This is a genomic window from Acinetobacter sp. MD2(2019), assembly GCF_035615615.1.
Lineage (GTDB): Bacteria > Pseudomonadota > Gammaproteobacteria > Pseudomonadales > Moraxellaceae > Acinetobacter.
On the sequence record NZ_VTDU01000030.1, the window covers coordinates 1 to 21072 of the forward strand.

Below are 21072 nucleotides of genomic sequence, written 5' to 3' on the forward strand. Positions count from 1 at the left end.
TATAGCTAAAAATATAAAGTTTGCTACACTATAAAAAAACCTACTAGCTACTGTTATGCCTAAGCCATATTCCAATGATCTTCGCCACAAAGCTCTGAACTACTACAAAGAATGCCAGAATAAATCTAAAACTTGTACCATTTTTAAGATCGCAAGAACCACTCTAGATCTATGGATCAAACTTGAAAAGCATCAGGGAAATGCAAATAGACCTCATCCCGACAAAGCAGGTCGACCCTATAAAATTAAAGACTTACAAGCGTTCAAAAGCTTTGTTGAAACAACAGCATTTTCACAGGCTAAAGATCTAGTGCCATTATTCGAACAAACATTTGGTTATTGCATCAGCTATGCAAATATCTTATTTGCTTTAAAAAAGCTGGGGTGGAGTCATAAAAAAAGAGTTTTCTCTACAGACAATCCTGCAAAATAGGACGGGCAGTATTCCAATGGTTTCTCCCACAATGGAAACAGCAATATGGTGAAGAACACATTTTATATATGGATGAATCTGGCATAAATAGCAATGAAGTTGCAGATTATGGTTGGTCTGAGAAAGGAAAACGTTGTCATGCAATAAAATCAGGTGGGCATGGAACTAGACTGAGTATGATCAGTGCTGTTTGCTCAAATGCAGCTTTTAAATTCATTGCACCCTTCATCTTTCAGGGTTCATGTGATCGCAGCACTTTTGCTGGATGGCTTGAATATTTACTCAAAGGTTTACCCAAAGATAAAAGTGGTCAGCACCAAAAGCACCTATTAATTTTAGACAACGCTTCGATTCACAAAGGTAAAGAAATTGATGAATTGGCTACTCAATACAATGCCAGACTCATGTATTTACCCACTTATAGCCCTGATTTTAATCCAATTGAAAAAGCATGGTCGGTTTTAAAAAGAAAAGTACGAAATATTGTCAGTCAAAAACATAAAAATGTTATCGAAGCTTTAGATATAGCATTTAATGAAATGTAGTAAACTTTTTTAATCTAGCTATATGATTATAAAAATATGCATTACAGTTCGGTTGCTCAAGTCTATCTCGGTTGCTCAGCTGAAAATGTGCGTGAGGTGACCATTAGCACCGATGATGGTTTGTCTTATACCTATAATTTTTAGACATGAGTAATAATCCAGCTTTATTTTCGCTTCTGTGTCTTATGGGAATAATCTTTATTCCCATAAGACCACCCATCAATACAAGTTGGAACAACATATTCCACTGTCTTTAAACCGAACTCAGACCTATCCGCTGGCAATCAAAGGTTTTTCTACGATGTCTTGTCACTCTTAAATAATGATTTCTAGCATGGTTGTTTAAACGGGTTTTTACAGCTTGCAAAGCGTGTTGAATCTGTTTGTCATCCAAACAATTTATTGGGATACCTTTTAAATCATGCTCTTCAAATGAAACGGCTCCATAGCCATTGGTTATATCCAACCATTGCTCACCGATTCTACGTGCATGATCCGTTAGAGTGACAGCTTGTGCCTGTCCAGCGTAGATAAAGAATAACTGAATATAGTAACCCTGCTCTGGATCATGTTTGATCTGCCATAGCACCGAATGAATTAAACGAAACAGCTCAGTATCTCTGGATTGAATTAACTTTAGAAAAGCACTGAGGTAAAGATCTAGATCATATAAGCGAATCACTGATAGCACTTCAGGTTTTATACCTAAATAAATGGGAAAGATGGTCAATTGATCTTGTTGTTGTATACATTCCAATAGAAAGCGTTCAGCCTTATTCACCTCGGTCTTATGCTGCTTCTGATCAGCTTGATAATCCGCTTCAATCAACCCGGCTTGATCTTGTAGGTATTTTATAAAACCTTCCACCACGTGATCAGGTAAGTCTTGAATAGAATCATAGAACTTAAACGCACTGGCTTTAAAGATAATCTGCTCAAGTAACTTAAACACAATGATTGCTGCAATGTAATTATTCCCATCAACAAAAAAACGTCTAGATTTCTTGATCAAGGGAATGATCTGCTGTTTGAATTGATCAACATTGATTTGATTAGCTAAGATTGCTTGAATAAAGTTTTCAATTTCACAAAATATTTGAGATTCGTTGTAAGTCGTCATGGTAAAACACATCCTAAGCTATTTATTTCATAGACTTAGGAGTGCCGTAACTTTTTAATGGTGAATTAATTTAGAATTCACATTGCTGCAAAGTTTGTGCAACACCTCTACGCCAATATACTTCAAATTGACCTGTTCCAAAGCTGCGCATATGCGGGATCTTTACTCGTAAATGCTGTGCATATTTTTCAGGATTGACCAGATACATAGCCGCATTCAATGCATTACTGGCTTCCACGGGATGACTGCATCGAATAGGCCCCACACCTAAGCGATTATTCCGCATAAACCTTTGCTTATGATTGGTGGTATTACAATTATAGTGCACGCCGATATTACCAGTAATACTATTCCACATTTGCCAAACCTGATCAGCGAGATACCAGTCTTTCTGACGTTTAGATGGATCATAGATCAGCAATAAATGACAATGATAGCCTTTATCTACCCCTTGCTCTAATGCCCATGCATACCCTCTCAGCCCCATGAAACATCCATCTTGATTTGCTATACGATTTCTTAAAATATCCATATGCTGTTGAACATCTTGAATACCTACATAAACCTGTTGTGCTTCGAGATAACCCAAATCAACACGTACAAATAAAAGTTTAGAATAATGGGTCATGAGTTTAGTCAGATACTGATACAGTGAATTTCGATTCTGCTGTTCTTGTTGGATAAAACAAGCTTGTTCTTTCCAATATTCATTTTGATATTGATAGAGTACACAGCATAGGATTGAAACTTGCTGATTGTTAAAATTTAAAATCTGTGATGTAGGTTGACCATTTAGAAAATGATCAATCAAATGCTTACACTGAATAAAATATTGAATAGATACAGCGTAGTGAAGCTGTGCTGAATAGAAGTGCTGAAAGGCTTCATATAATGTACTGAGTGAATGTTTGAACTGTTGTTCACTCATCTGTTCAAAACAAACGCTATAAACAAAGTCTTCAATCGCAATACAAAGATTAGATTCATTCCAAATCGGTGTAGTCAAATTCATGTTGTGATAGTCATCATGTTAGGATTCATATCACAGGCATGTCTGTAATTTTTTAATTATTTACCCGTATATATGAGTAAATAATCAATCAATAACAAAATAAAATATTGATAATTATATAATTAATATTAGATATAATAACTTTAATAACCCGCTAAGCCCCATCTATGACTTAACAGCGAATCGACTAGATCGACTGAGCATAGAACACATGAATTAACTTAACAGAGTAAAGCTAAAGTTAATTTTTAGGTTTTCTCAGATGACCTCTAAAAGATCTCGATGGCCCATATTTTTTCAATATAAAATCTTCATTTTCTCCCTGCTTCAATACTGAACTTAAAACTAAAAGTTCCATTTGCAATTGAAGTGGATAATAGTACTTTTCAGAAATAGTTATATAATTCAAAACTATATTGTAAAAATCCTCAAGCAAAACTTTATTATTTTTGCTTAAAAGGGTAATTGGCTGATTTAATGATTTAGATTTTGTATAAGCTAAAGGCGATAACTCTGCTGAATAAATTACTTTACCCGTTAAACGTCCATTACTTTTTAGCGCAAAAGCTTGCTCCCAGCACCTTAGTAGCGCTTCTATCAGAGAATCCTTATTGTACTTTTTACTATTAGCACAAAAAAATATACATCTGAAATATAATCCTTTTTCATCACTATATTCCCATAAACCGACATGACCTTTGATTGCTTCGAAATCAGGATAAGACCTTAAATTATTAAAAAATTGTTTCTTTTGATTATTTTTCTGGCTATCCATATGATGGATATGCCCATCCCACCAAAAATTTATTGATACAGCATATAAATCACCAAAATTATTTAAAAGATTCTGGATATAAGATTTATATTCACGTATTTTTTTATTGAATCTAGCTCGTTCGTATTGCAAATGCTTTTTAATTATTGGTTTTTCTAATTCTTCAATAAACACACATAAAATTTTCTCAACCAACTGAAGTTCGGTTAAAGATAAGTCTTCAACTTTAAGTTGACCAATCCTTTTATCAATAGCTTCGAATAATAAAATGTCACTGATTGAAGCTTTTCCATTCGCAAAATTAGCTCCTACCTCTCTCACATATTTATCAATTATTCTTAAAAATTCTACCAATTCTATAGATAATTCGGATCTATCAAACCCATCTTCTTTATTAACATCAAAAGATTCAAAAATAACTTCGTAAGGAAACCATTTCTTTGCCAAGGTTGTTGGTCTGAATTTAAAAACTGGAATATATTCATTTTCAAGCTGACTAAAATCTATGCCCTCTTGTAACTTTGAATTTTGTAACATCACTCCTTTTGAGCGAAAAATATCAGCAATAAAATGCTCTTTGTTTTTTATTTTCTGTAAATATTCTATTAGATGATTACTATCAGAATTACTAAGTTGCTGATATTTACTTATCAACTCATCAAATACATAATTAATTTCCGCTGAACTCATAGCTTTCAAGCCTAATTTCTCTTAAAAATAACGTACTATAAAACAAAAAATTACATGTTTAAACATATAAGTTTGTATTTAATTTAATATAAATAATTGTGTTGTATTTTATACTTTCAACTTTTATAAAATATATAAATAACAAAAGAAATTATTAAATGAAATAAATTACAAAAATAAGTGATAACCATTAATATTTAATAAAATCTCAAAATATACAGATAGAACAATTCAATCATTTTTTTCTTCTTCATCTATCATTAAAAATCACTACCCACTGATTTCAAGATTACCCATGCAGATTGTTTTTGATGGGACTATTCTGTCTTAAACTAAATTTAGAAAAACTTAACTAATTTATATTTATCTCATTTTTCTTATACAATTTAATGTAGATTCTTTTTAATGGCCCGATATTAATCAGGACCTAAAATACAAATAGGCAATTTACTTGTATGCCCTCTCTGATGACAGTAAAATGCTTACGTCTAGATCTTTTCTAATCCAAACCAACAATCAGTGTAAGTGTTGCTAATTTATATCAAGAACTTGGATAACCAGCATCGCCAGAATAAAACCTTTAATCATTTATTAATAAATGAATTCAAATAAACTGAAGTACTCTAACTTATCTGGGGGTATAATTGGGGGTAAAAATAAAAACACGCCATATCAATGTATTTATATTTCAATATTTTAAATTAATAATGTGACTCCCACCTTCCCGCCAAATTGCAAAAAATGCACCAAGATGCAGTAACGAAAGGCTTAATTCTAAATGGATTGAGCTTTTTTGTTGGGTAATGCCGTGTGCTTTTCAATCTACTGGAATCTGCTCATGCACTGAAGCGTGGCTAAGCTAACGCTATGGTCATCATAGCGCGCTAAGCTAGGATCGCGGTTACTTAGCTGCGAGGAAGCAGGGTTTTCAGGAATTTAATTCGATATTTAATTAAGTCAGATTGGCAGGCCAAGTCATAGACCACCTGACCTGAATTCATGCCTGCATCTGCGACAGTAAAATTACCACACTGTTTTTCCTTGTAATTAAGCCAAGCTTTTTGCGCATCATCTAATTCTTTTTTGGCTTCAGTCTGCTTGTAAACTTGCATGTAGGTTTGATTAAGTTGCTTCTTTAAAGATGAAACTTGCTTTGAGTAGCAAAAACCCACTTCATCCGTTGTAGTCAGGCTTGCGCAATCCGCCCAAACATTCACACTGCAAATGGCAGTTGCAAGTAATAGTAATTTCTTCATGATTCGTTGTTCCGTATCGTGGTTGTCGTACTGACGACAAGTATCAACCAATGCAGAATTTTAAACTAACGATACCATCAATGCCATTCAGTTCTAGGTTTGGAAAAACCTAGCCAAAGATGAATAAAAAACCGAAACCGTATCATCAAAACCATACAATGCTTAAATTTCCCTCACTCAAACTTGCAACACTACAACAACTTTTTAAGTTCAAATTTGGCATAATCAGCTCCTTCAAGTTATTCACTGTATTGATTTAAGTCGGTGCATTTATTTATGCGGTTAAAATTTGCGTGTTTGTTTTTTTCTGGGCTGCTCCTCGTCATTTGTGGATGCCGCCAACAGTCAAAGCCTACCATTCAAGAACAAGCCTCTGCGCCTAAAACTACAACGGTGTCGCTGTGTGATGATTTAAATACACAAATTCAAAAAATTAATAATCAAAGTGATCTCGCGGCATTAGAAAAAATTAATCAAAATATTCAGCACTGTTTACCTCAGCTGAGTTTTGAAGATAAAAAACAACTGATTTATGCCACAACCAATATGTATCAGCGCTTTTTAGCCACCAACCGAACCCCAGAGCAACAAGCTGCCTTTGAGCAATACGCCATTAACAACAGCATTAATCCGGCCTTTCGGCAAAATTATTTGGCCAATTTTAATCCGCGAGATCGTTATTTAATTGAGCATCAGGGCGAAGCCTTTTATGAATTGTATGATATTGGCGATGGCACCATTATTTACCGCCGTCAGCCAAATTATCTGCTCAAGTTATTTGCGCCATCGTTACCCGAAGCGGAACGCGTTTTTATTGAAAATTTAGCCCAACAAAATCAGTTGTCGATTATTTCCAATGGCAATTTAGATTTATCTTGGAGTGAAATTTCACGCCGTGCTCAATTTTGGCAAGATTATATTCAGCATTATCCCAATAGTAGCTTTATTGATGATGCACAGCGCTTAAAATTTAAATATTCACAATTTTTATTCCACGGCACGCGTAATTTTCCAGTGTCGACCAGCTACTTAAATGAAAGTGATATTTATCCTGAAGCATTAAATGAAATTAAATTATTAGCCCAACAGTCGCCTTCAGCGTTGGGGAAACAGGCGCAAAAATTCTTAGAATTTACCACATTAACCACAAGCCAACGCGACCAACAAATTCCCTATGAGCTGAGTCCCGCCGAACAGCGTTCCGAGCAAAGTCGTATGATTAAAACCAATCGACAATTAGACCTGTATATGCGACTGTTTGACCCACTGGCCTTAGATGGAACCCATATTGCGCGCGATTGCTTAATTGATGCCATTTGTATTACCCACACTGGCAAAGTCACCAATAGTTTGATTGGCCCCACGCAATATTAACGCCAGCCACAAGGTTAAATTCCCCGAATCCTGTTCAGCATTAAACAGTGCAGTGCTGCAAAATTATGCTACTATGACGACATGCTTGACGGAGCGCGAGTAACACCTCGCTGAGATCGTATAAATTCCAAGAATTTGATTACGAGTACCGTTGAACCTGATCAGGTTAAGACCTGCGTAGGAATCAAGTTATCAAAAAACTTATGCTCTCTGTGTCGTTCTATGGCATAGAAACCGTTGCCATCGTTTTTGGTTGCTTGATTCGTTAGTGTTTTTCATAAGGATCATGTCATGAACCAATTAACGAATCTTTCCCCTGCCGATCTATCGGCACAACATGAACAAGATGCTAAAGATCTGACCCGAATTTTACCAGCATCCAGTAAAGTCTATATTCAAGGCTCACGCCCAGATATCCAAGTGCCGATGCGGCAAATTGAACTGACCGACACCCCAACAGGATTAGGCGGTGAGAAAAATCCACCAGTGATGGTCTATGACACTTCAGGTGCGTATACCGACCCAGCAATCAACATCGATTTAAACCAAGGTCTACCACATGTTCGCCAAACATGGATTCAAGAACGTGAAGACACCGATATTCTCGACAGCTTAAGTTCAAACTTTGGACAAGAACGCCTGAAAGATATTCGCACTGCAAATATCCGTTTTGCCCACATTCAAAAACCGCGCCGTGCCAAAAAAGGCCAAAATGTCACCCAAATGCACTATGCCAAACAAGGCATTATCACCCCAGAAATGGAATATATCGCCATTCGTGAAAATCAGCGCCAACGTCATGATATCGACATGCGCCAACACGCAGGGCAAAATTTTGGTGCGAAAAATTTAACTGAAATTACCCCAGAATTTGTACGTCAGGAAGTTGCTGCTGGTCGCGCAATTATTCCGGCTAATATTAATCATCCTGAAATTGAACCGATGATTATTGGGCGTAATTTTTTGGTGAAGATTAATGCCAATATTGGCAACTCGGCCCTCGGTTCAAGCATTGATGAAGAAGTGGCGAAAATGACGTGGGCAACCCGTTGGGGTGCAGACACCATCATGGATTTATCGACCGGCAAAAATATTCATGAAACCCGCGAATGGATTATTCGTAATTCACCTGTTCCAATTGGCACAGTACCCATTTATCAAGCACTCGAGAAAGTCGATGGTGTGGCAGAAGACCTAACATGGGAAATTTTTAAAGACACTTTAATTGAGCAAGCCGAGCAAGGCGTGGATTATTTTACCATTCATGCAGGCGTGTTATTGCGCTATGTTCCGCTCACGGCAAATCGCTTAACCGGTATTGTCTCGCGCGGGGGGTCAATTATGGCGCAGTGGTGTTTGGCACATCATCAAGAAAACTTTTTATACACCCATTTCGATGAAATTTGCGAAATCATGAAAGCTTACGATGTCTCATTTAGTTTAGGCGATGGCTTGCGTCCGGGTTGTATTCAAGATGCCAATGATGCAGCGCAATTTGGTGAATTACGCACTTTAGGTGAACTAACCCATCGTGCATGGCAACATGATGTGCAAGTCATGATTGAAGGCCCCGGACATGTGCCAATGCACATGATTAAAGAAAATATGGACTTGCAACTTGAGGTTTGTAAGGAAGCGCCTTTTTATACCCTTGGCCCACTCACCACCGATATTGCACCGGGTTATGACCATATTACTTCAGCGATTGGCGCCGCCATGATTGGTTGGTATGGCACAGCGATGCTCTGCTATGTTACGCCGAAAGAGCATTTAGGTTTACCGAATAAAAAAGACGTGAAAGACGGTATTATTACCTACAAAATTGCCGCCCATGCAGCCGACCTTGCCAAAGGTCATCCCGGTGCGCAAGTGCGCGACAATGCACTGTCGAAAGCACGATTTGAATTTCGTTGGGACGATCAATTTAACTTAAGTTTAGACCCCGACACCGCACGCAGCATGCACGATGAAACCTTGCCCAAAGAGGCACATAAATCAGCGCATTTTTGCTCGATGTGTGGCCCTAAATTCTGCTCGATGAAAATCACTCAAAACGTGAGAGATTATGCAAAAAACCATAAAAGCGCGCAGCAATTAAATAATCAAATTCAAGAAGTTGAACAAGGCATGCAGCAAATGAATGTGGTCTATCAACAACAAGGGCAAAAACTTTATCATAAGCTGTAAATAAGTTTAAAAAGTATTTGCCTAGATCAAATTCTCAGTTAGGATGAAATGTAAACATTTCATCCTTTCTTAAACGATTATGACGATATTAAAGCACGCAAGTTATACGCCTGCAGATTTCAACATTGAACAGCGTGAATCTTTATACCAAGGCTTTACCCAACTGGAAAAAATAAGTTTTCGCCATCGTTTATTTGAGCAAAATAACTATACACGCGTCATAGAACGCGAATTGATTCAACGTAAAACTGCCGCAGGGGTTTTACTCTATAGTTCACAACAACAAAAATTTGCCCTGATTGAACAATTTCGTGTGGGCGCAATTGATGACCCACAATCGCCATGGCAACTTGAAATTATTGCAGGGGTGTTAGATGGTAATGAATCGCCTGAATGCTGTATTCGCCGCGAAACTTTAGAAGAAGCTGGTTGTGAATTGCAAGAAATACAACATTTATTTAGTTTTTATCCATCTGCCGGTGCATGCTCAGAGCTGTTTCATCTGTACGTTGCCGATGTAACCTTACCAGAACACGGCGGTATTTTTGGTCTTGCCGATGAAGGTGAGAATATTCAGCTGCATCTGTTTAATTATGCCGATATTACCCTGCTTTTTCAGCAACAACGATTGGCAAATGCACCGGTCATTATGGCGTTGCAATGGCTACAACAACAGATTGCCTTCAATAGCCCTTCTCTATTGTCGACTCAAAAAACGATGCACGGGTGACACATGGCCTTTTTATTAGAACCAGAATACACGATTATTCAAATCAGTGACACGCATCTGATGGAACATCCCGAACAAGCTTTTGTCGGGATGAATCCAGAACAGACGTTTCATGGTCTAATTCAACATATTGTGGCCACACATCCAAAAATTGATGCGATTTTACATACTGGCGATGTGGCTCAAGAAGCAACGACCGCCACTTATCAGCGTTATCTTGACTACATGCACAGCTTGAATATTCCTTTTTTTCAAGTGGCGGGCAACCATGATGATCTGCAGATATTCCCTTATCATCAAACATCGCGTATCAGTTACATCGAATTGGGCAATTGGGTGGTTATTTTAATAACCAGCGCCGTGACTGGACACACCGATGGTTATATTGATGAACAACAACTGGCCCAACTCACCGAATGGTTAGATCAGTTTAAAGAACGTGACATTATCTTGGCATGTCACCACAATCCCATCCAAATGGCATCATTCTGGCTTGACCAACATCGGCTTAAAAACCCTCAGCAACTATTAGAGATTGTGCTGCGCTATCCTCAAGTTAAAGCCATTATCCATGGTCATGTGCATCAAGATTTTTCTCAAGTCATCGAACATTTACAGATTTTAGCCGTGCCATCTACATCGGTTCAATTTAAGCCACTCAGTCAAGATTTTGCTTTAGATTTGGAGGCAGCCCCCGGCTATCGTTGTTTAACATTAGGCAAAGATGGGCATCTTGCATCTCAAATTTACCGCGTTCCTGCATTGTTGCCTAAAATAAATCAATTAATTTCAGGTTATTAACTTTTCATTTTTGTTCATTTAGATTACTTTAACTGCTCATGAAAAGTGATCCACAATGTTTCACAAAAAAGACTATTAAAATATGCGAAAAGTCTTTATGATGACCACCCTTTAAATGGCAAATTACCCTTAGGGGTAAAATAAAAACAACTTGCATATCACCATAGCGATTACGTAGATTTCGACGTATATGATGAGGAATGCCCTATTATGGCGAATGACAACCTAAACCACGTTTTAGATGAGAAAAATGTGAAGACTGCAAAATCGGCTAAGGCACATCCAGATAACAGTTCAACTGCAAGTTTATTTGGCATTGCACCCTATCAGCCGAAAAAAGACGAAGATTACATGTCTGACGGTCAGCTTGAACATTTCAGCAAAATTCTACAAGCTTGGAAAGCTGACCTCATGTCTGAAGTTGATCGTACGCTGAACAACATGCAAGATGAATCAACTGCTTTGCCCGATGTAAACGACCGTGCAACGCAAGAAGAAGAATTTGCAATTGAACTGCGTACGCGCGACCGCGAGCGTAAATTGATTCGTAAGATTGAACAATCTTTAGAAGCAATTAAAAATGATGACTACGGTTTTTGTGAAACGTGTGGTATCGAAATCGGTTTACGCCGTTTAGAAGCGCGTCCGACGGCAACCCTTTGTATCGACTGCAAAACATTAGCAGAAATCAAAGAGAAGCAGAACAAAGGCTAAATTTGGGTGAGCTGCGTGGTGACGTCAAATCCCACCCAAATGCAACAGCAAAATTCTGTTTTGCCACAAGCTTATGCTTATAAGGGTCGGTTTGCGCCATCGCCAACCGGCCCTTTGCATTTTGGTTCGTTGCTGACTGCGGTGGCCAGCTATTGCGATGCCAAGTCGCAACACGGCGAATGGTTGGTTCGCATTGAAGATACCGACATTCCTCGTATTTTTCCGCACAGCGAACAGCACATTTTACGCTGTATTGATGCCTTTGGTTTTGAACCAGATGCAGAGATTATTTTTCAAAAAGATCGCCTCGATATTTACCAGCACGTCATAGAGCAACTTAAAGCCCAAGATTGGGTTTATGCCTGCCAATGTACCCGTAAAATGCTGGGTTCCAATGCCATTTATCAGGAAACCTGTCGTCATTTACAACTGCCTTTTCAAGATCAAGCCATTCGTTTAAAAGTGATTGATCAACCGATTTGTTTTAACGATCGCCTACAAGGGCAGCATTGTTCCAACTTAAAACAAGATTTGGGCGATTTTGTACTGAAACGCCGCGATGGCATTATCAATTACCAATTGGCCGTCGTGGTCGATGATTATCTACAAGGCATTACCGATGTGGTACGCGGTGCAGATTTGCTCGATAACACCCAGCGGCAAATTTGGTTAGCACAGGTTTTGGGCTATCCAAAGCTCAATTATATGCACTTACCGTTGGCGATGAATGACCAAGGGCAAAAGCTCTCTAAACAAAATATGGCGCAGGCTTTAGACATTCAACACGCGCCGCACTTGTTGCAACAAGCGTTGCTTGCGCTCAAGCAAGCCCCTGTCGATTTAGACACCCCCAAACAGATGTTACAACAAGCCATCACACAATGGGATGTATGCCGTATTCCCAATCAGACACAGCTTTTAGGCAGCTATCAATAATCGGAAAATCTAAGCATCTGGCATAAAAAACCACGCATGAAAGCGTGGTTTTTTTATTTTTAGCAACGCATTTAAAAATTCGGAAGTTCTTTATCTGGATTAGATTGTTGCGTGGTGGCATCAATTTTCAGTACCAGCGTAATCATCACCGCACACATCATTAACGATGTTCCGCCATAACTAATAAACGGCAGCGTTAATCCTTTGGTGGGTAACATACCCATATTCATGCCGGCATTCACCAAAATCTGCATTAAGAAAATCATGCTAATGCCGTAAGATAAATAGCCTGCGCGCAAGTAATTATTTTTTAACGCGCGATGCCCAATATACACACAGCAAGCCAACATAATAAACTCTAAGGATAACACCGTTGCAATACCCATAAAGCCGAATTCTTCGCCTAAAATGGCCAACATAAAGTCGGTATGTGCTTCAGGCAAATAAGACATCTTTTGCATACTGTGTCCAAGTCCAACACCAAACCATTCTCCACGCCCAAATGCCATTAATGCGTTGGAAAGCTGATAACCTGAGCCCAACGGGTCTGCCCATGGATTCCAAAAAGAAACCGCGCGTTCTAATCGGTAAGGTTCAAATAAAATTAAGAACACCAAGGCGATCGCAATCGCACCGATATAAAACAAGAATTGAATGGCCGGTGCGCCAGCTAAAAAGAAGATGCCAAACATCATCATGACAATAACCACGGTCGCCCCTAAGTCGGGTTCTGCCAAAATCAGCCCAACAGTAATGGTCATTACACCGCCTAAACGCGCCAAACCCATCCAACTATTACGAACTTCGTGGGCACGGCGTACCACATAATCTGCGGTGAAAATCGCCATCATGACTTTGGCCACTTCGGTTGGCTGTAAGGTAAATCCTGCCAATCGAATCCAACGGGTTGAACCATTGACTTCGGTGCCGACAAACAAAGCAACAAACAATAAGCCAATGGTAATTAACCAAAACAAAAAGGTATTTCTAAACCAATATTCTAACGAGAATCTGGAGGTTATAAACGCCACAATAATTGCAACTACAATTGAAATGGCATGCCGTTCTAAAAAATAAAACGGATCATGCTGTTTGGCATCTGCATAGGGCATCGAGGCCGAGCCAACCATGATGGTCCCAATCATCAGCAATGATAAAACGCAAAAAATTAGCACATTCCGTGGCGTAATTTCTGCAGGTAACTTGGGTAAAATACGCTGTAATAACGCTTGTATTTTATGTCCTGTTGTATGTGCAAGACCTGCCATATCACTTTTCCTTCACGATTCTGCTGTTATGCCAATGCATGCACACAGGCAACAAATTGGTTTCCACGATCGGCATAGCCTTTAAACATATCAAAACTTGCACAGGCCGGTGACAGTAACACCACATCATGCGCGTGGGTTTCTTGCTGACACAGCGCCACAGCTTCTTGTAAGCTTTGGGCATGATATAACGTGGTTGTTCCCGCCAATGCCTGCTCAATTAAGTTGGCATCTTCACCAATTAATACGGCACATTTCACGTATTGTGAAACCGATGCAGCCAAGGCTTTAAAATCTTGCCCTTTGCCCTGCCCACCTAAAATGACAGCCACTTTACCCTGCTGTGCTTCAATGGCACGACCAAGGCCATCAATGGCGGCCAAAGTCGCGCCAATGTTGGTGCCTTTAGAGTCATTGTAATAACGCACATCGGCAATGCTGTCGACATATTCACAGCGGTGTTCTAAGCCTTTAAATGTTTTTAAGGTGTCGAGCATACTTGGCAATGGCAAACCGATGGCTTCGCCCAATGCCAAACAAGCCAGCGCATTGGCCACATTGTGGGTGCCTTGAATGTACATGTCAGAACTTTTAAGTAAGCGCTCACGCCCGCGTGCTAGCCAAATTGTGCCATCAAGGTCTTTTAAAATTCCATATTGATTCATGTCCGGTGCATTTAAACCAAAACTTTGCATGGGTGTTGCATCGGGTACAAAAGGACGAGTCAAACCATCATCGCGATTAAAAACGACTTTTTTAACCCCTTGGAAAATACGATGTTTGGCTTGATGATAGCCCATCATATCGCCATGACGGTCTAAATGATCTTCACTCATGTTTAACACAACCGCAACGGCCGCATTTAAATGTGAGGTGGTTTCTAATTGGAAGCTTGATAATTCAAGCACCAGTAATTCAGGTTGATCTTGAAGCAAATCTAGCGCGGGACGACCTAAGTTGCCACCAACAGCAACTTTTTTGCCCGCATGTTCTGCCATTAAGCCAAATAATGTGGTTACGGTACTTTTGGCATTAGAACCGGTAATGGCCACAATCGGCACGTCTGTGGCGCGGCGTAACAATTGAATATCGCTAATAACCGGAATGCCTTGTGCAATCGCTGCTTGAATTTCAGGCAACTGCGGCGCAAGTCCGGGGCTTAAAATAATTTCTTCTGCGCTTAACAGTAAATCGGTATCTATTTGTCCAAAATGCGTGGGTACATGGCTTGGAATTTGGTCATGTCCGGGAGGTGTTTCGCGAGAGTCAGTCACCGCGACCTGATAGCCGTGTTCAGCTAAAAAATTAACTGCCGAAACGCCGGATATACCTAATCCGACCACAACCTTTAAACCACCACGTTGTATTAACATGTTTGCCCCATCGCATTTTATTTTTAAACTTGGCAAATGTTAGCACTTTGCATTTCGGAATACTTTGCTCTGTATAGGCTTATCTGCTTTTTTTTGTATATTGCAATAAAAACTGCCCAAAAATGGGCAGTCTTTTAGGTCGAAGCGAGAGGACATTTATTTCCACTTTACCGCTTGTGTTTCAACCTTTACTTTTTTGGCAGGGGCATCGGTACTACATCCACAACCGCCGCCACACCCCATTGGCATTGCAGGGCGTAACCATTGAGCCAGTTTGTTTTGACCTTGTGCTTGGGCAAAATCGGCAAGGCTTGAAAAACATTTAAATGCCGTTTGTGGAAACACTTTTTTAAAGACATAAAGTGCACTCCAAATCACCAAAGCGGCAATGATTAAATAAGTGACCATCTTGACCTCCTCTTGCATTTATCCCAAATAATGAGATGCAATTTGATAGGTTAAAAATGCAGTGAAATAAGCTAAACCAAATAGATACGTCGTCACCCACGCAACCATTTTCCAAGAGCCTGTTTCACGGCGCACAGTGGCAAGGGTTGCCAAACAATGCGGTGCATAAATATACCATACTAAAAGTGATAAGCCTGTTGCAATACTCCAACCGCTACCCGGTGCAGTAATTAAATGGGTTAAGCCTTGGGCCATTGCATCGTCATTGGCAGCAGATAACGCATATACGGTACCTAAAGCGGCAACCATAACCTCACGTGCCGCCATACCCGGAATTAATGCAATACAGATTTGCCAATTAAAGCCAACTGGGGCAAATAACGGTTGCATGAAATGTCCAATGCGCCCGGCAAAACCATAATCAATTGCTGGCAGTGTGGCGTGGTCTGGTGCTTGCGGGAAAGAACATAAGAACCATAACAAGACTGACAAGGCAAAAATAATACCCGCCACGCGTTTCATAAAGATTTTAGCGCGGTCCATCAAACCAATCGCAATACTTTTCATGTTCGGGAAGCGGTAACTTGGCAATTCCATCAGCAACGTATGCGCAGATTTATCTTTTTGGAAGAACTTTAAGATAAATGCCACAATTAACGCACTCACAATCCCCGCCATATATAAAGCAAACAGCACCAAACCTTGTAAGTTAAAGATGCCCCAAATGGTTTTGCTGGGAATAAATGCCGAAATGAGCAAAGCGTAAACCGGTAGTCGTGCCGAACAAGTCATTAATGGCGCAACAAAAATCGTGGTTAAACGATCGCGTGGATCATTAATGGTTCGTGTTGCCATAATGCCGGGAACAGCACAGGCAAAACTGGACAATAACGGAATAAATGCGCGACCACTTAAGCCGGCTTTGTACATTAATTTGTCTAACAAGAATGCTGCGCGGGGTAAATAACCGGTTTCTTCCAAGAATAAAATGAAGAAAAATAAAAATAGAATTTGCGGTAAAAACACCAGTACGCTACTTGCGCCAGCAATAACACCATCGACCACCAAACTGTGCAGCAATGGTTCTGAAATGAAGTTTCCTATTTGCTCACCAAGCCAAGCAAAACCAGCTTCAATGGCATCCTGAAACGGTGCGGCCCAAGTAAAAACCGCCTGGAACACCACAAACATTAAAACGGTTAAAACCACAAAGCCCAACACGGGATGCAGCAAAATACGATCTAAGAATTCGGTGCGTTTATCTTCTTGCTCGTTAAACACCACCACATCTTTTAAAATGTCGTTAATTTTTTGATGATGATCGCCCACCAAACCGGTCAGTTCAGTTGCTGGTACGCTAAAATTGTCTGCCTCAAGTGCACCCAACAAGTTACTAACACCGGCACTGCTTTTGGCGACCGTTTCCACCACGGCAACGCCTAAGCGTTCAGATAGACGCTGCGCATTAATTTGAATACCGCGACGGCGTGCTTCATCCATCATATTCAAGACAATCAGCATCGGTTTACCTAGCTCGATCAGCTCAAGCACTAAACCCAAATGCAAACGTAAATTGGTGGCATCGACAATACACAACAACACATCTTGCTGACGCTCTGATTCAATTTTACCTAAACAGACATCGCGCGTGACGGCTTCGTCTGGGCTGGTCGCATTTAAACTATAGGTTCCTGGCAAATCTAGTACGCGTACATCACGTCCAGATGGCAACTGAAACAAGCCCACTTTACGTTCAACCGTTACGCCTGCATAGTTCCCGACCTTTTGCCGAGTTCCTGTAAGTTGGTTAAAAATAGAGGTTTTACCACAGTTTGGGTTACCAACCAGAGCGACTCTTAATGCTTCACTCATGCTTGAGTTCCTTCAAGTGTAATTTCAATTTTTTCTGCTTCTGCTTTTCTTAATGCAAAGCGTGTGAATCCAATCTGAATTAAAATCGGGTCTCCACCAAAAATACCTTTGGCGACCACTTTAATAAGCGCGCCGGGAATAAAGCCTAACGTTTCAAGTCGGCTTGCGACCGTGTCTGGTGTGCCCTGTTCGGTTGTTTTTTGGTTTACTTTGGTTATAACAGCAGCCTGCTTAACCTTTAATTCTGATAACAGCACAGCATTGCATCCGAAAATTTTTTGCTCATTATAGACTATAATGATAATAGTTTACATGGCGATTAAAAGCGAATCGCACGAATGGTTGCATGCTAAAAATCGACTTTAGGGCTGTTTTAAATTAAAGTGCAATGTTTCGGCAATAGATCGGTTGATCATGCAGACCAATAAAAAACCTCGAATTCCTGCACCTGTTCAAATCCCTAAACATTTAAGTTTTTTGCTCAGTTATCGCGACTTTTTGGTCTCACAAACGGTGAGTCCACATACCAGAAATGCCTATCTTTCCGACCTTATTCAGTGTAGTCAAAATATTAAAAAACCGTTAACCGAGTGGCATGAAACCGATATTTCCGATGTGCTGATTTTGCTCACCCAACAAGGCAAGAGCCCGCGCTCTATTGCAAGATGTATGTCTGCGCTGCGCTCGTTTTTTAAATTTTTACGCGAACAAAAACTGCGAACTGACAATCCTTTAGCGCAGCACAAAACTCCAAAATTGGGTCGGGCACTGCCTAAAGATATCTCTGAAGAACAGGTGGAAGCGCTCATTCATGCGCCCAATACCGATACTGCCTTAGGTCTACGCGACCGCTGCATGCTTGAAGTGCTGTATGCCTGCGGTTTACGTGTGACTGAATTGCTCAATTTACGTTTAGACATGCTGAACTTAAACCAAGGTTATTTACGTATTTTGGGTAAAGGCAATAAAGAACGCTTGGTACCCTTAGGACACATGTCGACTGAATGGCTACAACGTTATTTAACTGAATCTCGGCCGTTATTATTTAAGAGCAGTAGCGATTATATTTTTTTAACCCAACATGGCGGGCTGATGAGTCGACAAAACTTTTGGTATGCCATTAAACGCTATGCACTCATCGCTGGAATTGACAGCGATCTGTCACCGCATACCCTGCGACATGCCTTTGCAACCCATCTGTTAAACCACGGCGCAGATTTACGGGTCGTCCAAATGTTACTTGGACACAGCGATTTATCGACAACACAAATTTATACGCATGTGGCACAAGCACGAATGCAAGCCTTATATGCACAGCATCATCCTCGCGCTTAAGCCCGCAACCGATGAGTGGTTTTATCAGAAAGTTGACATGATGTAATGAAAATTCACGAAGCAGCAAGCGATTTTTGTTATGCTTCTTCTTTGTTTTGATTAAGCCTTATAAGGGTTCTCTATGTTTCTTCGCTCTTCTTCTCTTGCAGTGGCCACCCTTGTTGCCGCAAGCACCTTGTTAAGTGCCTGTTCTCAAGATAATAACCAACAAAAAACCGACAACACCCTGACAGCCACTGCGCCTGCAACAGGACAAGCTTCGCCAATTTTAGAGCGCAATGCAAAACAACGTTTAATTGACAACCTACAAAGTAAACTACAAAAAGCCAATATCAACGTTAAAATTGTAGATATCAAAAGTACAGAAATTCCAAACATCTATTGGGTGAATTTACAAGGCATGCCATCGGTTTATACCACCGCAGATGGCCAATATATTATTCAAGGTGATGTGTTACGTTTGGGCGATAAACAGCTTTATAACGTCAGTGAAAACCTACAAGCGGGTGAAAACAAAAAACTGCTTGCTGCGCTAAACCCCAAAGATTTAATTGTTTATCCCTCACAAGGCAAAACCAAACATGTAATTTATGTGTTTACCGATGCCAATTGCCCGTATTGCCATAAACTGCACGAGCATCTGCCAGAAATTAACGCCAAAGGCATTGAAGTGCGTTACATTGCTTGGCCACGTGGCGACCAATTCTTCCCTGCCATGGAAGCGATTTGGTGTAGCGCCGACCGTAAAGCCGCGTTCACGGCTGTGGTGCAAGGTCAGCAACTGCCAAGCACACAATGTAACAGCCCAGTTAAAGACCAGTACCAATTAGGTATGAATATTGGCGTGAATGGCACACCTGCTATTTATTCAGAAGATGGCAAATATTTAGGCGGCTATTTAAGCGCCGATGAAATTGAGCAGCGTTTAGCGAAATAATTTCACAGAAGGTGCAGAGTTCAGTCTGCACCTTCTTTGCCCAACAAAGATCAATCTAATACTGCTATTTTGTTAAAATTAATATAAAATACAATAATATAAAAATTATTCTTTTAAGGCAGTTATGTCATTTAATTCTCGCAACAAAAATAACAAGGCAAATTCTAATGGGTTCATTATTGCGCTGATTTTCTTATCTATTGTCTATAGCGCCTCAAGCTACCTGAAAAAGCATCGCGCTGCTGATTCCGCGCCAATCGAGAATGGCGCTGCAAACTCAGCAGAAAATCAGCCCAATCAACTATTATAGCTAGATTAAAAAAGTTTACTACATTTCATTAAATGCTATATCTAAAGCTTCGATAACATTTTTATGTTTTTGACTGACAATATTTCGTACTTTTCTTTTTAAAACCGACCATGCTTTTTCAATTGGATTAAAATCAGGGCTATAAGTGGGTAAATACATGAGTCTGGCATTGTATTGAGTAGCCAATTCATCAATTTCTTTACCTTTGTGAATCGAAGCGTTGTCTAAAATTAATAGGTGCTTTTGGTGCTGACCACTTTTATCTTTGGGTAAACCTTTGAGTAAATATTCAAGCCATCCAGCAAAAGTGCTGCGATCACATGAACCCTGAAAGATGAAGGGTGCAATGAATTTAAAAGCTGCATTTGAGCAAACAGCACTGATCATACTCAGTCTAGTTCCATGCCCACCTGATTTTATTGCATGACAACGTTTTCCTTTCTCAGACCAACCATAATCTGCAACTTCATTGCTATTTATGCCAGATTCATCCATATATAAAATGTGTTCTTCACCATATTGCTGTTTCCATTGTGGGAGAAACCATTGGAATACTGCCCGTCCTATTTTGCAGGATTGTCTGTAGAGAAAACTCTTTTTTTATGACTCCACCCCAGCTTTTTTAAAGCAAATAAGATATTTGCATAGCTGATGCAATAACCAAATGTTTGTTCGAATAATGGCACTAGATCTTTAGCCTGTGAAAATGCTGTTGTTTCAACAAAGCTTTTGAACGCTTGTAAGTCTTTAATTTTATAGGGTCGACCTGCTTTGTCGGGATGAGGTCTATTTGCATTTCCCTGATGCTTTTCAAGTTTGATCCATAGATCTAGAGTGGTTCTTGCGATCTTAAAAATGGTACAAGTTTTAGATTTATTCTGGCATTCTTTGTAGTAGTTCAGAGCTTTGTGGCGAAGATCATTGGAATATGGCTTAGGCATAACAGTAGCTAGTAGGTTTTTTTATAGTGTAGCAAACTTTATATTTTTAGCTATA

General features: G+C 39.8%; 21 protein-coding genes and 1 riboswitch. Of the genes, 10 read left to right on the forward strand and 11 right to left on the reverse strand.

The window, feature by feature from the left end; translation table 11 throughout:
* Positions 1-55 precede the first annotated feature (55 nt).
* The gene (locus I2F62_RS11950; RefSeq protein WP_324627225.1) at positions 56-433 is read left to right on the forward strand and encodes an IS630 transposase-related protein; all 378 of its coding nucleotides are present in this window, start codon (positions 56-58) and stop codon (positions 431-433) included.
* Positions 430-978, forward strand: a complete 549-nt coding sequence (locus I2F62_RS11955; protein WP_324627242.1) for an IS630 family transposase — start codon at positions 430-432, stop codon at positions 976-978. The genes I2F62_RS11950 and I2F62_RS11955 overlap by 4 nt, the downstream gene beginning before the upstream one ends.
* 253 nt (positions 979-1231) lie before the next feature.
* Here I2F62_RS11955 and I2F62_RS11960 read toward each other — a convergent pair whose 3' ends face one another.
* The 4 genes from I2F62_RS11960 to I2F62_RS11975 all read right to left on the reverse strand — a co-directional run bounded on the left by I2F62_RS11960 (position 1232) and on the right by I2F62_RS11975 (position 5831).
* A complete protein-coding gene (locus tag I2F62_RS11960) occupies positions 1232-2098 on the reverse strand; it encodes a hypothetical protein (protein ID WP_324627226.1) in 867 nt (288 codons plus the stop codon).
* A 70-nt stretch (positions 2099-2168) separates the two neighbouring features.
* Positions 2169-3110, reverse strand: coding sequence for a YagK/YfjJ domain-containing protein (locus I2F62_RS11965; protein WP_324627227.1), 942 nt, complete (start codon positions 3108-3110; stop codon positions 2169-2171).
* 241 nt (positions 3111-3351) lie between these two features.
* Complete coding sequence (locus I2F62_RS11970; protein WP_324627228.1) at positions 3352-4575, reverse strand: hypothetical protein; 1224 nt, start codon at positions 4573-4575, stop codon at positions 3352-3354.
* Positions 4576-5480: 905 nt separating this feature from the next.
* Positions 5481-5831, reverse strand: a complete 351-nt coding sequence (locus I2F62_RS11975; protein WP_324627229.1) for a lysozyme inhibitor LprI family protein — start codon at positions 5829-5831, stop codon at positions 5481-5483.
* A gap of 276 nt (positions 5832-6107) precedes the next feature.
* Here I2F62_RS11975 and I2F62_RS11980 point away from each other — a divergent pair, with 276 nt between their 5' ends.
* The 6 genes from I2F62_RS11980 (at position 6108) to gluQRS (ending at position 12573) form a co-directional block, all read left to right on the forward strand.
* Positions 6108-7205 carry a hypothetical protein gene (locus tag I2F62_RS11980; protein WP_324627230.1) on the forward strand — a complete coding sequence of 366 codons (1098 nt, stop codon included), beginning with the start codon at positions 6108-6110 and terminating at the stop codon, positions 7203-7205.
* Between the two features lie 79 nt (positions 7206-7284).
* Positions 7285-7406, forward strand: a riboswitch (TPP riboswitch).
* A 90-nt stretch (positions 7407-7496) separates the two neighbouring features.
* On the forward strand, positions 7497-9392 hold the full coding sequence (thiC, locus tag I2F62_RS11985) for a phosphomethylpyrimidine synthase ThiC (RefSeq protein WP_324627231.1): 1896 nt from the start codon (positions 7497-7499) through the stop codon (positions 9390-9392).
* A 79-nt stretch (positions 9393-9471) separates the two neighbouring features.
* Positions 9472-10122, forward strand: coding sequence for an NUDIX domain-containing protein (locus tag I2F62_RS11990; protein ID WP_324627232.1), 651 nt, complete (start codon positions 9472-9474; stop codon positions 10120-10122).
* A 3-nt stretch (positions 10123-10125) separates the two neighbouring features.
* Positions 10126-10923, forward strand: a complete 798-nt coding sequence (locus I2F62_RS11995) for a metallophosphoesterase (RefSeq protein ID WP_324627233.1) — start codon at positions 10126-10128, stop codon at positions 10921-10923.
* A 210-nt stretch (positions 10924-11133) separates the two neighbouring features.
* Positions 11134-11637: an RNA polymerase-binding protein DksA gene (gene dksA / locus I2F62_RS12000; RefSeq protein ID WP_324627234.1), complete on the forward strand. Its 504-nt coding sequence runs from the start codon at positions 11134-11136 to the stop codon at positions 11635-11637.
* Positions 11638-11676: 39 nt separating this feature from the next.
* The gene (gene gluQRS / locus I2F62_RS12005) at positions 11677-12573 is read left to right on the forward strand and encodes a tRNA glutamyl-Q(34) synthetase GluQRS (protein ID WP_324627243.1); all 897 of its coding nucleotides are present in this window, start codon (positions 11677-11679) and stop codon (positions 12571-12573) included.
* Positions 12574-12644: 71 nt separating this feature from the next.
* Here the strand turns inward: gluQRS and ftsW are convergent, their stop codons facing one another.
* From ftsW to I2F62_RS12030, 5 genes are all read right to left on the reverse strand, one after another.
* The gene (ftsW, locus tag I2F62_RS12010) at positions 12645-13841 is read right to left on the reverse strand and encodes a putative lipid II flippase FtsW (protein ID WP_324627235.1); all 1197 of its coding nucleotides are present in this window, start codon (positions 13839-13841) and stop codon (positions 12645-12647) included.
* Positions 13842-13867: 26 nt separating this feature from the next.
* Entirely contained in the window at positions 13868-15214 is a 1347-nt protein-coding gene (murD, locus tag I2F62_RS12015) for a UDP-N-acetylmuramoyl-L-alanine--D-glutamate ligase (RefSeq protein ID WP_324627236.1), read from the reverse strand.
* 156 nt (positions 15215-15370) lie between these two features.
* Positions 15371-15622 (reverse strand): DUF6587 family protein, encoded by a 252-nt coding sequence (locus I2F62_RS12020; protein ID WP_324627237.1) that lies wholly within the window; start codon positions 15620-15622, stop codon positions 15371-15373.
* 18 nt (positions 15623-15640) lie between these two features.
* Positions 15641-17494, reverse strand: a complete 1854-nt coding sequence (gene feoB, locus I2F62_RS12025; RefSeq protein ID WP_324627238.1) for a ferrous iron transport protein B — start codon at positions 17492-17494, stop codon at positions 15641-15643.
* Positions 17491-17751 (reverse strand): FeoA family protein, encoded by a 261-nt coding sequence (locus I2F62_RS12030; protein ID WP_324627239.1) that lies wholly within the window; start codon positions 17749-17751, stop codon positions 17491-17493. The genes feoB and I2F62_RS12030 overlap by 4 nt, the downstream gene beginning before the upstream one ends.
* A gap of 157 nt (positions 17752-17908) precedes the next feature.
* Between I2F62_RS12030 and xerD the strand changes: the two genes are divergently transcribed.
* Positions 17909-18829 carry a site-specific tyrosine recombinase XerD gene (xerD, locus tag I2F62_RS12035; RefSeq protein WP_324627240.1) on the forward strand — a complete coding sequence of 307 codons (921 nt, stop codon included), beginning with the start codon at positions 17909-17911 and terminating at the stop codon, positions 18827-18829.
* 121 nt (positions 18830-18950) lie between these two features.
* Positions 18951-19766: a DsbC family protein gene (locus I2F62_RS12040; protein WP_324627241.1), complete on the forward strand. Its 816-nt coding sequence runs from the start codon at positions 18951-18953 to the stop codon at positions 19764-19766.
* A 328-nt stretch (positions 19767-20094) separates the two neighbouring features.
* On the opposite strand, the gene I2F62_RS12045 is transcribed toward I2F62_RS12040, so the two are convergent.
* Together I2F62_RS12045 and I2F62_RS12050 are read right to left on the reverse strand one after the other, a co-directional pair.
* Positions 20095-20643: an IS630 family transposase gene (locus I2F62_RS12045; protein ID WP_324627242.1), complete on the reverse strand. Its 549-nt coding sequence runs from the start codon at positions 20641-20643 to the stop codon at positions 20095-20097.
* Positions 20640-21017 carry an IS630 transposase-related protein gene (locus tag I2F62_RS12050; protein WP_324627225.1) on the reverse strand — a complete coding sequence of 126 codons (378 nt, stop codon included), beginning with the start codon at positions 21015-21017 and terminating at the stop codon, positions 20640-20642. Before I2F62_RS12050 ends, I2F62_RS12045 begins: the two co-directional genes overlap by 4 nt.
* Positions 21018-21072 lie beyond the last annotated feature (55 nt).

What these genes read in the sequence shown, in the direction of transcription:
- gluQRS (WP_324627243.1), top strand. Translation starts at nt 11,677, where the DNA reads ATGCAACAGCAAAATTCTGTTTTGCCACAAGCTTATGCTTATAAGGGT.
- I2F62_RS11970 (WP_324627228.1), bottom strand. Translation starts at nt 4,575, where the DNA reads ATGAGTTCAGCGGAAATTAATTATGTATTTGATGAGTTGATAAGTAAA.
- I2F62_RS11990 (WP_324627232.1), top strand. Translation starts at nt 9,472, where the DNA reads ATGACGATATTAAAGCACGCAAGTTATACGCCTGCAGATTTCAACATT.
- I2F62_RS11995 (WP_324627233.1), top strand. Translation starts at nt 10,126, where the DNA reads ATGGCCTTTTTATTAGAACCAGAATACACGATTATTCAAATCAGTGAC.
- ftsW (WP_324627235.1), bottom strand. Translation starts at nt 13,841, where the DNA reads ATGGCAGGTCTTGCACATACAACAGGACATAAAATACAAGCGTTATTA.
- I2F62_RS11960 (WP_324627226.1), bottom strand. Translation starts at nt 2,098, where the DNA reads ATGACGACTTACAACGAATCTCAAATATTTTGTGAAATTGAAAACTTT.
- I2F62_RS11980 (WP_324627230.1), top strand. Translation starts at nt 6,108, where the DNA reads ATGCGGTTAAAATTTGCGTGTTTGTTTTTTTCTGGGCTGCTCCTCGTC.
- I2F62_RS11975 (WP_324627229.1), bottom strand. Translation starts at nt 5,831, where the DNA reads ATGAAGAAATTACTATTACTTGCAACTGCCATTTGCAGTGTGAATGTT.
- xerD (WP_324627240.1), top strand. Translation starts at nt 17,909, where the DNA reads ATGCAGACCAATAAAAAACCTCGAATTCCTGCACCTGTTCAAATCCCT.
- I2F62_RS12040 (WP_324627241.1), top strand. Translation starts at nt 18,951, where the DNA reads ATGTTTCTTCGCTCTTCTTCTCTTGCAGTGGCCACCCTTGTTGCCGCA.
- I2F62_RS11950 (WP_324627225.1), top strand. Translation starts at nt 56, where the DNA reads ATGCCTAAGCCATATTCCAATGATCTTCGCCACAAAGCTCTGAACTAC.
- dksA (WP_324627234.1), top strand. Translation starts at nt 11,134, where the DNA reads ATGGCGAATGACAACCTAAACCACGTTTTAGATGAGAAAAATGTGAAG.
- I2F62_RS12050 (WP_324627225.1), bottom strand. Translation starts at nt 21,017, where the DNA reads ATGCCTAAGCCATATTCCAATGATCTTCGCCACAAAGCTCTGAACTAC.
- I2F62_RS11965 (WP_324627227.1), bottom strand. Translation starts at nt 3,110, where the DNA reads ATGAATTTGACTACACCGATTTGGAATGAATCTAATCTTTGTATTGCG.
- murD (WP_324627236.1), bottom strand. Translation starts at nt 15,214, where the DNA reads ATGTTAATACAACGTGGTGGTTTAAAGGTTGTGGTCGGATTAGGTATA.
- feoB (WP_324627238.1), bottom strand. Translation starts at nt 17,494, where the DNA reads ATGAGTGAAGCATTAAGAGTCGCTCTGGTTGGTAACCCAAACTGTGGT.
- thiC (WP_324627231.1), top strand. Translation starts at nt 7,497, where the DNA reads ATGAACCAATTAACGAATCTTTCCCCTGCCGATCTATCGGCACAACAT.
- I2F62_RS12020 (WP_324627237.1), bottom strand. Translation starts at nt 15,622, where the DNA reads ATGGTCACTTATTTAATCATTGCCGCTTTGGTGATTTGGAGTGCACTT.